The sequence below is a fragment of the Lentzea sp. NPDC051208 genome (assembly GCF_040682435.1).
Lineage (GTDB): Bacteria > Actinomycetota > Actinomycetes > Mycobacteriales > Pseudonocardiaceae > Lentzea > Lentzea kristufekii.
Map to the genome: position 1 here is coordinate 183,123 of NZ_JBFBAW010000010.1, position 13,153 is coordinate 196,275.

Consider the following 13,153-nt stretch of genomic DNA (forward strand, 5'->3'; position numbering starts at 1 on the left):
CTTCCGCGAGCAGTGACGAGGCCGCTGCGCACAGTGACAGACGGGCGAAGCGACTGGCTGCTCAGCTTCCTGAGTCCGGGTTCGCCGTCCTGCCGTTGCCGGTCGCACTGCTCGTGTTCTTCCTCGGCATCGCCGCGGCGACGGTCGTGCTGCTGGACTCGCGGGACGGCCGCGAGGTGCCGCGGGCGTTCGTCGAGTCGCAACAGCAGATCGCGGCCGGTACCGCGCGGGCGATCGGCGCGACGGCGAGCCAGAGCCTGAGCGATCTGCGCACCGTCGCCGCGCCTCGCACGTCCGGCACCGAGCAGATGCTCGACGCGTTGATGCGCAACAAGAAGTGGCGCGGGGTCTCGGTGCTCGCCGCGAAGTCCCGCACGCTGGTCGCCACTCGCGGTGAGGCCGTGCCGATCCAGGCGGTGCCGGGTGACGTCAGCGTCCCCACCGTCGCGTCGACCGTCGCGGCCAACGGTGAGGTCGTGCTCATCGCGGTGTCTCCGTTGCCGGGGGGCCAGTTGCTCGCCGCGACGACGGCGATCCGCCTGTCCGACGCCGACCCCGATCAGGTTCTGCGGCAGTCGCTGCTGCTGGTGACCCTGTCCGGCAAGGTGGTGGCTGCGAGCGGTCCGCTGGCGCAGGGCCGCGACGCGAGTGCGGAGGCCTTGATCGCGAGCGCGGGCAAGGCCGCGTCGGGCGAGCCGGGCTTCGTCCTCGGCACCGCCGGTGAGCAGGTGCAGCCCACTCTGACCTACGCACGGGTGATGCCGTCGGCCAGCCCCGCAGGCCTCGACCTCGCGGTCGTCGCCGTTTCGGACGGCCCTCTGGTCGGCACCGATCCCGCCGGCTCGGGTGTCGTCCCCGCTGCCGCGCTGGCCGTTCTGGCGCTGCTCGGGTTCGTCCTGGTGCGCCGGTACATGACCAAGCCGGTGGTCTCGGTGCGGGCCGACCTGCTGCGCCTCGCCGCGGGGCGGCTCGACACCAGGATCCGTGCCAGCGGGACCACCGAGGTGGCGCGGATCGTCGCGGCTGGCAAGGCGTGCCAGGACCAGCTGAACGACGACGCGGAGCGCGAGCGGAAGACCCCTGGGACCAGCGCGCGGATCGTGTGCTTCGCGGTCGCGCTGTCCATGTTCGGCTGGTCGGCCGGGATGCTCGTCGCGTTCCGCACCCCGCAGGTGGAGATCCCGGGCGCCTTGGTGGCGAGCATGCGCGTGCAGACCGGCAAGGCGACGGAGGCGCTGCGCCGCAGTGTCAACGACGGCCTGGCGGATCTCGAGACGCTCGCCGCCGGCGCCAAGGAAGCCGCGGACATCAAGGGCACGGACGAGCCCCTGCGGGCGTCGTTGCCGGAGCTGCTGGTCAGCCAGACCCGGTACCGCAGTCTGTACCTGGTGGACCGCGAGGGCTCGGTCACCGGTGAGGTGATCGGGCGCCCGCCGTTGCGCACCGCCCAGCCTCCGGCGCGCGACTCCGGCGTGCGCCAGCAGAACCAGTCCGGCCGCGTGCCGGTGATCTTCGCCGAGGTACCGCTCGAAGAGACGACGCTGATCGGCGAGTACGACCTCGACCACCTGCGGGTGCTGCTGAGCCAGGTGCCCGGCCACGCCAGGGTCGTCGACCCCGGTTTCCGCACCATCATTGCCACCGACGGCTTCGTCGCCTTCGAAGAGGTCACCGCGGAGAGCCTGCGGCGCAACGCGGGGCTGGCGAAGAACGGCAGCGCTGTGGCCGAGGTCCACCAGGGTTCCGAGGAGCCGGCGGTCGTGGCCTCGGCCGCGGTGCTGGGCGGCTCGGTCGGGCGGCTCGGCTGGACGGTCACCACCGAAAAGCCGGCCCGCGAGCTCGCGCTGCCCGAGAACCAGACGCGCCGCTACGCCCACCTGCTCGCGCTGGTCGCCGCCCTGGTTACCCTCTTCGGCTACGGCTGGATCCTGTTCACCGTTCTGGGACCGCTGCGCAGGGTCGCGCGCGCCGCCGACAACCTCGTCGCGGGCGACCTGAAGTCGGTGATCTACCCGCAGCGCCACGACGAGATCGGCACGATCGCGAGCTGCCTGGAGATCTGCAGGCAGGCCGTCGTGGACGGCCCGGACCGGCTGGGCGACGTCCGCCGCCCCAGCGGCTCCGCGACCGAGCCGACGATGCTGATGGAGCCGGTCCCGGCACCGCGCAAGCGCGCTCCCGCCAGAGCAGGCAGACGCCGGTGACGTACCTGTACGTGGTGTTCGTGGTGCTCACCACCGGACTGCTGATCGCGGGAATCCTCGAGCAGCGCGCTCACCTCGGCCAGCTCGCCAGGATCGAGCACCGGGTGCTGGTCAACGGCATCCGCGGCAAGAGCTCGATCACCAGGCTGTGCGCGGGGGCGTTGCGCGGCGGCGGCCTGGTGACGACGGCGAAGACGACCGGCACGGCCGCCAGGTTCATCCACCCGGACGGCAGCGAGGAGCCGGTCTACCGCAAGTGGGGCATCGCGAACGTCGTCGAGCAGATCGGCATCGTGCGCCGCGCCGCCGCCTATCGCTCCGACGCGCTGGTGATCGAGTGCATGGCCGTGATGCCGGACCTGCAGGAGATCAACCAGAGCAAGCTGATCCGGTCCACGATCGGTGTGCTGTGCAACGTGCGGGAGGACCACCTCGCCGAGATGGGCCCGACGCTGGACGACGTCGCGCGTTCGCTGAGCCGGTCCATGCCGGTGGGTGGTGTGTGCGTGACCGCCGAACGCGACCGGCTGGCGATCCTCGAACAGGAGGCGGCGAAGCGGAACTGCGAGCTGATCGCCGTCGACCCCGAGTCGGTCACCGACGAGGAGATGGCCGGGTTCTCCTGGGTGACGTTCAAGGAGAACGTCGCGATCGCGCTGGCGGTCGCCGAGCTGCTCGGCGTGAACCGGCGGCTGGCTCTGGCGGGCATGTGGGCGGCGCCGCCGGACCCCGGCGTGCTGTCGGTGCAGACCAGGACGCGGGACGGGAAGCTGATCAAGCTCGCCAACGTCTTCGCGGCCAACGACCCCGAGTCGACCCTGATGAACATCGAGCGCCTGCTGGAGCAGGGCTCGATCGCCCGGCCCCTGCACGTGGTCATCAACTGCCGTCCGGACCGCGTCGAGCGCAACCGGCAGATGGGCGAGCTGGTCGAGAGGATCGACCCGGACCGCGTCGTGCTGATCGGAGAACCGACCCGCAGCGCACGGCTCAGCATCGCCGACGAGTGGCAGGACCGGGTGAGCGACCTCGGCGGTGCGCGCGCCGCCGGCGACCTGCTCGACTCGATCCTCGCCGAGGTGGACGACACCGTCTCGCTCATCGCCATCGGCAACATCCACGGGCAGGGAGAGGTGCTGCTGCACGCCGTCGACGAGCTCGACGAACCCGAACCCGATGAGCAACGGCCGCAGCCGCGCGTGCCGGCTCCGCGGACGGTCGTCCCTGCCGCGCCACCGCCACCACCACCGCCACCACCGCCGCCACCACCGCCACCACCGCCGCCGCCACGCAGGCGGCCCGCACCGCCTCCGGTCAGTCCGCACGCGCCCATCCGCGGACAGCTCTTCGACCACCCGCACCGGCCTCACAGGCCCCAGCGGCCGCAGCGGCCTCTGCCCGAGCGTCGTCCGGCGCCCAGACCAGGACACACCCATGACTGACGGTTCGCTTCTCCCGCCCGAGGTGGCGACGCTCGGCCTCGCCATCGGCCTGGTGTTCTCGCTGGCCTGCTACCTGACGACCAACCTGTCACCGGGCGGCATGATCACGCCGGGATGGCTGGCGCTGACGCTCGTCGAGGACTACCGGCGCGCGCTGCTGGTCGTCGTCATGAGCGGAGTGACCTTCGGCGCGGTGAAACTGCTGCAGCGCTTCGTCATCCTCTACGGCAAGCGCCTGTTCGCCGCTGTCGTGCTCACCGGCGTGCTGCTGCAGTCGACCTTGTTCCTGCTCATCCAGAGCGACTACCCGCTGCTGTTCGCGCATCAGACGCTCGGCTTCGTGGTGCCCGGTCTCATCGCCTACCAGCTCGTGCGGCAGCCTCCGCTGGTCACGATGATCGCGACCGGCGTCGTCAGCGCCGCGGGCTACGGCGTGCTGGCAAGCGGTGTCCTGATCGGTCTGATTCCCACGGTGTGATGGAGGTGCCGATGAATCGCAAGGGTGTGCTGGCCGGGGCAGGAGTCGCCGTCGTCGTGCTGGTCGCCGGCGTCGTCGTGTTCTGGCCGGAGAAGCAGTCCACCGTCGCCGCACCGCCGACCGGGGAGCAGGTCACGGCGGGGACCGCACCGGACGCGGGGACCGCACCGGAGCTGACCTTCGAACGCGTCAACAGTCCCGGGAGAACGGTGGTGCGCGATCGTGCGGGCGCCGTCGCCGCCACGTTCACCGACGACGCGCGGACCGCTGTGGTCCACGGCTCGCTGCGGTCGTTCAGCGAGCCGAAGGCGACGGCGGCGAAGGTCAGCACCACGGCGTGGGTGCGGCTGTTGCCGCAACCGTGGACCGCGGGAGCGGAGAAGACGGACTGGTTCGCCGAGTGGTTCCGCGCCGCCCGCCAGGACACCACGCCCGACGTCCTGGAGATCGCCACCCAGTACACGGTCGACGCGCCGTCCGAAAAGGACGCATCGGGTGTGCGGTTCCGGGGTGACGCGTCGTTCGGTCCGGTGAAGGCGTCCGGCGCGGGCAGGCAGGAGCAGTCGGACTTCTACGACTACCTCGGCGTCCCCTGGAAGTTCCTGGACGGCCCCGCCGGCGCACCCGACCGCGGTCGCTACGGCGCCGTCGACTGCTCGGGCTACGTCCGGCTGGTGTTCGGCTACCGCCTCGGCATGCCACTGCTCAACACGAACACGGCAGGGCCCGGCCTGCCGCGCCGCGCCTTCGCGATCTCCGAGTTCGGTCCCGGTGTCCAACTCGTTCCCAACAAGCTGCGCCGCGCCACGAACTACGCCGCGCTGCAGCCGGGGGACCTGGTGTTCTTCGAGCTGGAGGACGATCCCGAAACGCTCGACCACGTCGGCATCTACCTCGGTATCGACGACCGCGGCAAACACCGCTTCATCTCCAGCAGGGAACGCATCAACGGTCCGACCATGGGCGATGTGGGCGGTACCTCCCTGCTCGACGACGGCGGCACGTACTCGACGGCCTGGCGATCGGCGCGCCGCCTCTGAGCTCCGGTTCACCGTTTCGTGCGAGGTGGCGAGCGGCCTTTGTGGACGGTCAGCCGGGTGGTGCGCGGTGTGTCGTCGCTGCATGGCGGGCCAGGTCTCCAGGCCGGCGAGCAGCCGGAGCCCATCGGGGTTGATGCCTCGTTGTGTCCCAACCCGTGCGGTGTGCGGTTAGGGTGATCCCAACTGCTCGGAGGTTGCCGTGGATGCCGCTGTGTTGCGACCGGGTGATGTGCTCGCGGCGGCCGAGAGCGCGCCGCCGGTGGAGTCGGTCGAGGTCGTCGCGCGGGATCTGGCGAAGCGGTTCGAGGCCGTCGACGTGTCGTTCCTGTTGATCGACGTCGGTGATGAGCGGCTGGTGCGGCTGGCGTCGAGCACGTGGGAGCCCGGCAGGGGTGGCGGCGAGAGCGTCGACCTGCGCGACAGCGTCTACGAGGAGGTGTTGCGCACCCAGCGGCCGTGGCAGGGGCAGGACGGCGACGGGGTGCGTGTGGTGCTCCCGGTGACCAACCGCGGCGACTGCGTCGGGGTGCTGGAGGTGACGGTGCCCTCGCTCGACGAGGAGGTGCTGGCGCAGCTGGGCGAGGCCGCGCACGCACTGGCCTACGTGATAGTGACCGACCGCCGCTTCACCGATCTCTACCACTCCGGCAGGCGCACGACGACGATGAGCCTGGCGGCGGAGATCCAGCACCAGCTGCTGCCCTCGGCGTCCTGCTGCGAGGCCGCCCAGTTCACCGTGGCCGGTGCCCTCGTTCCGGCCCACGACATCGGCGGCGACACCTACGACTACGCCCTGGACCGCGACGTCCTGCACCTGTCGATGACCGACGCCGTCGGCCACGACGTCGGCTCGGCGATGACGGCGACCCTGCTGGTCGGCGCGCTGCGCAGGGCCCGCCGCGCGGGCGACGGCCTGGCGGAGCAGGCACAGCAGGCCAACAACGCCCTGCTGGACCACCGCCCGGGATCACTGGCGACGGGGCTGCTGGTGCGGGTGGACCTGCGCGACGGAGCAGTGGAACTGGTCAACGCGGGCCACCCGGTACCACTGCTGCTGCGCGACGGCGTGGTGGAGGAGCTGGACCTGAAGGTCGACCTGCTCTTCGGCGTGCAACCGCATCCCTACCGGGTGCAACGGCTCACCCTGCGCCCCGGCGACCGGCTGATGCTGCTCACCGACGGCATGTTCGAACGCGACGCCGAAGCCGTCGACCTCCCCGCGCTGCTCCGCAACACCGAAGCGCTGCACCCCAGGGAGGTGGTGCGGGCGGCGACCAGGGCGGTGAGGCGCGCCTACCACGATCATCTCCAGGACGACGCCACCGTGCTCTGCCTGGACTGGCACGGAATCGGCCGCACCGAACGCCAGGCGGACAACGGCGCCGACACGGACTCCGCCTCGCCCTCGCGCCCGACCCTCAACTCTGGCTGACCTGGGCGAACGCCCTGTCGCGGCGCTGTCACATCGTTCCGCGGCCCTCGGTCAGCGTGGGGACGGATCTCAGCGCGCGGTTGTGGCGCGGTTCGGTCCGCGTCTTTGCCTCGTCGACCTGCCGGATCAGCTCGTTGCGGACCTCGTTGAGCGCGGACGGCAGGTCCGGCTCGGACGAGGTGGCGACGAGGTGCAGGCGGGGAGTGCGGTTGATCCAGCACTCCAGGGTGACTCGTTGCTCGACGCCGCGACGGTCCTTCACGCTGATCTCGAGGTCGACCTGGTCGTCGCGGAACGAGCGCAGGCGCGAGCCGAGTGCGGCCAGACGTTCCACGACCCAGCCGCGTTCGTTCGAGAGGAAGCCGGTGGCGAGGTGCAGCCGGTCGGTGATCACCGCGGTGTCCTCTGGCAGTTCGCTCATCTGCTCACTTGTCCTTTGTGGAGTGTTGCCCTGCCGTCGCCGGATCCGTGCTCAAAAACGGGCGTGCGGGTATTCCGGTGATCGGTGCTGGAACGAGAGGATGCGGGGGTTGAGGATGGTTCCGTCGCGGATCTCGACGGCGCGCCGGAGGATGTCGCTGGAGTCCCAGGTGCCGGTGAGCACCGGACGCAGGTGGGGGAGCAGCGCTTCGCTGATCTCCCAGGTCGCCGAGTTCCACAGGTAGGACGGGCTGTGGTCCACGCCGTAGTAGCGCACGTGGTCGCCCACCAGGAAGTCCGGCTCGGTGAACGTGGTGGGGCGTGCCCATTCGAAGCCCATGCCCGCATCGCAGGAGACGTCCACCACCAGTGTTCCCGGTGCCACGGTGGACAGGTCGGCGTTGGTGAGGAACGTCAGCGGTGCGTCGGTGTCCTGGAGCACGCAGTTGACGATGATGTCGTGTTCCGCGAGGAACCCGGCCAGCGGCACGCGGCCGTCGTCGGTGAAGGCGTGGCTGCGCTCCGGATCGGTGGCGTCGTGGTCGAAGTGGACGATCCGCGCGGAGTGGATCGGCGCGCTGACGGCGGTGACACCGCGGTTGGTGAGGACGGTGACGTCGTGCACGCCGTGCGCGTTGAGCGCCGTCACGGCGCCTCGCGCGGTCGCGCCGAAGCCGATCACGACGGCGCGCAGCCGCCGCCCGTAGTCACCGGTCGAGCCGGAGAGTTGCAGCGCGTGCAGCACCGAGCAGTAACCGGCGAGCTCGTTGTTCTTGTGGAAGACGTGCAGGCTGAACGAACCGTCGGAGGTCCAGTGGTTCATCGCCTCGAAGGCGATGAGGGTCAGCCGCCGTTCCACGGCCAGCTGCGTGATCTTCTCGTCCTGGACGCAGTGCGGCCAGCCCCACAGCACCTGACCTTCGCGCAGCTGGGCGATGTCGTCGGCCAGCGGCTTGAGCAGCAGGACGACATCGCACTCCGCGATGAGCTCCTCGCGCGAGCGCAGCCCGGCGACCGAGGACGCGAGTTGCTCGTCGGAGACGCCGAAGCGTTCTCCGTAGCCGTGTTCGAGGTAGATCTGGTCGCGGAGGTCCGCGTGGATCCGGTCCAGGTGCAGCGGGTGCAGGGGAAGCCGCCGTTCGTTCTCCTTGTGGGTCTGCCCGATGACTCCGAGGCTGAGCTGGTCCACGTGTGTCCTGTTCGAGTAAACGGTCCGACATGGAGAATCAGGCCATTGTGGAAGGGATCGAGGAGGCCGCCGGTGAGAGCGGCTCTTTTGTCTCCACACTACATGTGCCGCTGGCATGCGCGGTCGATTTCGCGGGTGAAGAAAATCCGCGCCACTTTTCTCGAGGATCATCTGCATGGCGCCTGACCTGCGGTGTCGTTTCATCGAAGTGAGTGCGGCGTTTTCGATCGGCTGTACAGGGTAGCTGGTCGAGGGTGGGGTCAGAATTCCGGCCGATCATGGCTTGATCGGTGCGGTGTCGAGCTGCCGAGAGAATTGTGCAGGATTTTCCTGGCCGTTGCTCACCGCCGAGGCGGGGTTGAGGCGTTAGCCCGGACGGCCGTTGCGAGGGAGCGCTTCCACCGGTCTGCGATCATGCTGCGCCATGGATCGTCATGAGCAGTTCCGCAGCGTGGCACTCGATCGGGGCATTCCGCAGGACGAGGCCGGCAAGTTCGCCGACCAGCTCCGGTTCGCGATCTGGGCGGGTCCGAGCGCTGCCGGGGACGACGTCGCCGGGCAGCTCGGAGGGCTTCCCCGGTTACCGGTGGGCGTGACGTGGCCGGGCGGCGAGTCCCCGTTGCCGTTCATCGGCTCGGTCGACTGCGCGGCTCTTCCGCGAGCAGAGGGACTTGACCTGCCGGCGGACGGTTCGCTGCTGTTCTTCCTGCACCACGAGGAAGACATGGAGGAACATCCCACCACCTCGTTCTCGCGCGTTCTCCACGTCCCGGCGGGCACGGAGACGGAGGTGGCGTCACCGCCGCCCGGCCACGACACCAGGACGTTCTTCCACGAGAACATCCCGTTCCTCGCGCCCGAGCGCCGGCTCGCCGCGTGGGTGCGGCCGGTGCTCCCGGACTGGATCGAGGAGCGCGACGTCGAGTTCGAGGCGGACACCGTGAAGCGGTTGTTCGACGAGCTGAAGCACATCGATCAGTTGTGCGCGCTCGTCGACGAGCTCTGGCCTGATCAGAAGCGCCACAGCGCGCTTCGCCTCGGCGGGTACTGCCGGGAGATCGGCGGCCAGGACGGCCCGTGGACGCAGATGGCGTTCGACAACCTCAGGACCCGGCAAGCGGCTGATCCCGGCATGTCGAGGGAGGAGCGATTCCGCCTGCGGCGCGAGGAGGCGTACCGGCTGGCCCGGGAATGGGTGCCGCTGGCCCAGTTCCCCACGCAGAGCGAGTTCTACTACGGATGCTTCCTGATCAGCTCCGGTGATCTCGTCGCGCGGCGCTTCGACCAGATGCGTTCGTTCACCATGTTCACCGAGTAATCCCGGTCAGTGCGTCCACCGGCGGATCCGGGCATCGGCCGGTGGACGCACCGGGAGTCACGCCGGCCCGGTGCTCACGGGCGGCGCCGTCGGCCGGAGGACAACAGTCGCATCCCGTTGAGCGCCACGAGGACCGTGGATCCTTCGTGACCCGCGACGCCGAGGGGCAGGGGCAGCGTTCCGAACAGGTCCCACGCCGACAGCACCACGATGAACGTCCCGGCGATCGCGAGGTTGACGATCACCACCCTCCGGGCGCGGCGGGCCAGTGCCACCACCGCCGGGACTACGGTCAGGTCGTCGCCGACCACCACGGCGTCGGCGGTGTCCACGGTGAGCGCGGAACCCTTGCGTCCCATCGCCATACCCGCGTGTGCGGTCGCGAGAGCGGGTGCGTCGTTCACGCCGTCTCCGACGAACAGCACGTTGCCGCTCATCTCCCGAACGGCCCGCACCTTGTCCTGGGGCAGCAACCCCGCACGGACCTCGGTGATGCCGACGGCGGCCGCGACCCGGTGTGCCGCGGCGTGGTTGTCGCCCGTCAGCAAGATCGGGCCCCGTCCGGTGAGGACGGCCAGTTCGCGCACCGCGTTGTGGCTCGACGGCCGGATCTGGTCGGCGAGCTCGATGATCGCGACCTGACGGTCGTCCACGACGACCTCGACCGCCGTGTTGTGCTGCGAGTCGTGCCGTCGCACGACCACCGATCGACCGGAGACCCGCGCGGTCACTCCCACGCCCGGCGTGGCGTGGAAGTCGCCGGCGGCCGGAAGCCGAAGCTGTCGTCGCTGTGCCTCGGCCACGACGGCCCGTCCGATCGGGTGCTCGCTGAACTGCTCGGCCGCCGCGGCCAGCGTCAGCACCTCGTCCTCGTCCTGCTCGGTGATGATGCCGACGACCTGGGGCGTGCCTTCGGTGAGCGTGCCGGTCTTGTCGAACGCGACCGCGTCCACCGTGCCGAGCTGTTCCATCGCGACCGCGGACTTCACCAGCACGCCGCGCTTGCCCGCGTTCGCGATCGCCGCCAGCAACGGAGGCATCGTGGCGAGCACCAGCGCACAGGGGGAGGCCACGATCATGAACGTCATCGCTCGCAGCAGTGTGGGCTCGAACGCCGCGCCGAACAGCAGAGGCACCGAGAACAACGCCAGCGTCGCCGCCACCACGCCGACCGAGTAGCGCTGTTCGACTTTCTCGATGAACAGCTGCGTCTTCGCCTTCGTGGCCGAGGCCTGCTCGACCATCACCACGATCCTGGCGATCACGGAGTCCTTCGGCTCCCGGCTGACCCGCATCCGCAGCACACCGGTGCCGTTGAGCGAGCCCGCGAAGACCTCGTTCCCGCGGTGCTTCGGCACCGGCAGCGGCTCGCCGGTGATGGAGGCCTCGTCGACCTCGCTGCTCCCGTCGGCGACCTCGCCGTCCGCGCCGATCCGCTCGCCGGGCCGCACGAGGATCTCGTCGCCGATCCGCAGCGTCTCCGCGTCCACCTCCCGCTCACGACCGTCCGGCAGGAGCAGGCACGCACGCTGTGGTGCCAGATCGAGCAGTCCGCGCACCGAGTCGGCGGTGCGCTGGGTGAGCACGGCTTCGAGCGCCCCGGACGTCGCGAAGATGACGATCAGCAAGCCGCCGTCGACGACCTGCCCGATGGACGCGGCACCGATCGCCGCGACGATCATCAGCAGGTCGACGTCGAGAGTCCGCTCGCGCAGCGCCTTCAGCCCGGCCAGCGCGGGTTCCCAGCCGCCGGCGACGTAACAGGCGAGCAGCAGAGTCCACCACGCCCACGGCGCCGTGCCGGCGAACTTCGCGCCGACACCGAGCAGGAACAGGGCGGTGGCCGCGATCGCCCAGCGGACCTCGGTGATCGCGAACGGGGAGCGCTTGATCGCTGGTGTCCGGTGCGGGCTGTCGATGAGGAACGTCGAAGTCACGCCAGACACCATACAGGAACATCTGAAGACCTCTTCATGTGTTCACTGAGTAGGATACTGCCATGGGTCACGGAGTCGAGGGCAGGACCACACCGCCGGCGCAGTTGGACGCCGAGTCGGCGGCGACGGTGGCGGCCACCCTCCAGGCGCTCGCGACGCCGAGCCGCCTGCGCATCCTGACCCGGTTGCGCCACGGCGCCTGCTCGGTCGGCGAGCTCGCCGAGGCCGTGGAGATGGAGCAGTCCGCGGTGTCGCACCAGCTGCGGTTGTTGCGGGCGCTCAGCCTCGTGACCGGTACGCGCCAGGGCCGCAGCATCGTCTACAGCCTGTACGACAACCACGTCGCGATGCTGCTCGACGAGGCCGTCTACCACATCGAACACCTCGGCATCGGTGTCACCGACGACGTCGAGACCACCGCCTGATCGCACCAAGATGAACATGATAGTCATATGCTGTTGGCGTGACGAGCACCGGAGCACTGCACACGTCCGAGCGTGATTTCAGTCGTTACCTGCTGGCGCGCGTGTTGTCGGTCGCGGGAGCGGTCGTGTCGGCTGTGTCCTTGCCGGTGCTGGTCTACCAGCTGACCGGATCGGCGGGGTGGACGTCGGCGGTCGCGGTGGCGGAGGCGTTGCCGTACCTGGTGTTCGGACTGCTCGCCGGTGCGCTGGCGGACCGGGTGGATCGCCGGGTGATGATGGTGGCGCTCGACCTCGGTGTCGCCGCGGTCCTGCTCAGCGTTCCGCTCGCGTGGTGGGCGGGTGTGTTGTCCGCGCCGCACGTCGTGGCGGTGGCGTTCGCGACGCAGACGGCGTTCGTGTTCTTCGACGCCGCGAACTTCGGCGCACTGCCGGCGCTGGTGGGCAAGGACCGGTTGACGGCCGCCTACTCGACTCTCTTCGGACGCACCACGGCGGTGGAACTCGTGGTTCCCGGTCTGACGGGTCTGGTGATCGCCGTCGTCGCACCGGCGGGACTGCTGGCGGTGAACGCGCTGACCGCTGTGGGTTCGGCGTTGCTGCTGCGCAGCATTGTCAGCAGCATGGCCGATCCACGTCCCGTGCGGGGTGCCGGTGACCTTGTCGCCGACGTGCGCGAAGGGCTGCGGTTCCTGTGGCGTGAGCCGATCATCCGCACCTTGACCCTCGTCGGCGCCACGCACTCGGTTGCCGGCGGTGCCTGGGTGGCGGTGCTGGTGCCGTTCGCTGATCGAGTGCTGGGGGTCGCGCCGCGTGGTGACGTCCGGCTCGCCGCGTTGTTCAGCTGCTGGGGTGCCGGAGCGATCGTCGCGTCCCGGTTGGTGCCGCGGCTGACCGCGCGCTGGGGTGGCGCGCGGCTCGCGTTGACCGCCTTGCCGCTTTCCCTGCTCGGCGGCGTTTTCGTGTTGGTGAGCGGGCATTGGCTGCTGGTGTGCGCGGCGGCGGTGTACTGGGGTGCCGCCCACGCCACAGTGGTCCTCAACGGGATCACCTACCGGCAGCAGGTGTGTCCGGAGGAGTTGCAGTCCCGGGTGAACACCACGGCCAGGATGCTGGCCTGGGGCGTCGGGCAGCCCGTCGGTGCGGCCTTGGCGGGAACGGTGTCCGTGGCGGCCGGTGACCCGCGCGCAGGCCTCGGTGCCGGCGTGCTGATCCTGCTGTCCGGTGTGGTGCTGGCGTGGGTGACCCCTGTGCTGCGACGCGCGGTCTGA

The 13,153-nt window shown here is 70.0% G+C and carries 12 protein-coding genes; 9 read left to right on the top strand and 3 right to left on the bottom strand.

Translation table 11 applies throughout. The features are described 5' to 3' along the window. The first annotated feature begins 95 nt into the window (after positions 1 to 95). The 5 genes from AB0M48_RS25060 (at position 96) to AB0M48_RS25080 (ending at position 6,596) form a co-directional block, all read left to right on the top strand. The gene (locus AB0M48_RS25060) at positions 96 to 2,204 is read left to right on the top strand and encodes a HAMP domain-containing protein (protein WP_363846294.1); all 2,109 of its coding nucleotides are present in this window, start codon (positions 96 to 98) and stop codon (positions 2,202 to 2,204) included. Continuing rightward, positions 2,201 to 3,646, top strand: coding sequence for a poly-gamma-glutamate synthase PgsB (pgsB, locus tag AB0M48_RS25065; protein ID WP_363846296.1), 1,446 nt, complete (start codon positions 2,201 to 2,203; stop codon positions 3,644 to 3,646). Before AB0M48_RS25060 ends, pgsB begins: the two co-directional genes overlap by 4 nt. After that, entirely contained in the window at positions 3,639 to 4,124 is a 486-nt protein-coding gene (locus tag AB0M48_RS25070; protein WP_363846298.1) for a poly-gamma-glutamate biosynthesis protein PgsC/CapC, read from the top strand. The genes pgsB and AB0M48_RS25070 overlap by 8 nt, the downstream gene beginning before the upstream one ends. A gap of 11 nt (positions 4,125 to 4,135) precedes the next feature. Then, entirely contained in the window at positions 4,136 to 5,164 is a 1,029-nt protein-coding gene (locus AB0M48_RS25075) for an NlpC/P60 family protein (RefSeq protein WP_363846300.1), read from the top strand. A gap of 199 nt (positions 5,165 to 5,363) precedes the next feature. Beyond that, a complete protein-coding gene (locus tag AB0M48_RS25080) occupies positions 5,364 to 6,596 on the top strand; it encodes a PP2C family protein-serine/threonine phosphatase (RefSeq protein WP_363846302.1) in 1,233 nt (410 codons plus the stop codon). A gap of 28 nt (positions 6,597 to 6,624) precedes the next feature. Here AB0M48_RS25080 and AB0M48_RS25085 read toward each other — a convergent pair whose 3' ends face one another. Both AB0M48_RS25085 and AB0M48_RS25090 read right to left on the bottom strand, forming a co-directional pair. Then, positions 6,625 to 7,017, bottom strand: coding sequence for an HPF/RaiA family ribosome-associated protein (locus AB0M48_RS25085; RefSeq protein ID WP_363846304.1), 393 nt, complete (start codon positions 7,015 to 7,017; stop codon positions 6,625 to 6,627). Positions 7,018 to 7,068: 51 nt separating this feature from the next. Continuing rightward, positions 7,069 to 8,205, bottom strand: coding sequence for a N(5)-(carboxyethyl)ornithine synthase (locus tag AB0M48_RS25090; RefSeq protein ID WP_363846306.1), 1,137 nt, complete (start codon positions 8,203 to 8,205; stop codon positions 7,069 to 7,071). A gap of 29 nt (positions 8,206 to 8,234) precedes the next feature. On the opposite strand from AB0M48_RS25090, the gene AB0M48_RS25095 reads away from it, so the two are divergent. Both AB0M48_RS25095 and AB0M48_RS25100 read left to right on the top strand, forming a co-directional pair. Next, entirely contained in the window at positions 8,235 to 8,417 is a 183-nt protein-coding gene (locus AB0M48_RS25095) for a hypothetical protein (protein WP_363846308.1), read from the top strand. Positions 8,418 to 8,629: 212 nt separating this feature from the next. After that, positions 8,630 to 9,523 (top strand): DUF1963 domain-containing protein, encoded by an 894-nt coding sequence (locus AB0M48_RS25100; RefSeq protein ID WP_363846310.1) that lies wholly within the window; start codon positions 8,630 to 8,632, stop codon positions 9,521 to 9,523. Between the two features lie 74 nt (positions 9,524 to 9,597). Here AB0M48_RS25100 and AB0M48_RS25105 read toward each other — a convergent pair whose 3' ends face one another. Beyond that, positions 9,598 to 11,460 carry a heavy metal translocating P-type ATPase gene (locus tag AB0M48_RS25105; protein WP_363846312.1) on the bottom strand — a complete coding sequence of 621 codons (1,863 nt, stop codon included), beginning with the start codon at positions 11,458 to 11,460 and terminating at the stop codon, positions 9,598 to 9,600. A gap of 62 nt (positions 11,461 to 11,522) precedes the next feature. On the opposite strand from AB0M48_RS25105, the gene AB0M48_RS25110 reads away from it, so the two are divergent. Together AB0M48_RS25110 and AB0M48_RS25115 are read left to right on the top strand one after the other, a co-directional pair. Next, a complete protein-coding gene (locus tag AB0M48_RS25110) occupies positions 11,523 to 11,885 on the top strand; it encodes a metalloregulator ArsR/SmtB family transcription factor (RefSeq protein WP_363846315.1) in 363 nt (120 codons plus the stop codon). Positions 11,886 to 11,923: 38 nt separating this feature from the next. After that, positions 11,924 to 13,153: an MFS transporter gene (locus AB0M48_RS25115; protein WP_363846317.1), complete on the top strand. Its 1,230-nt coding sequence runs from the start codon at positions 11,924 to 11,926 to the stop codon at positions 13,151 to 13,153.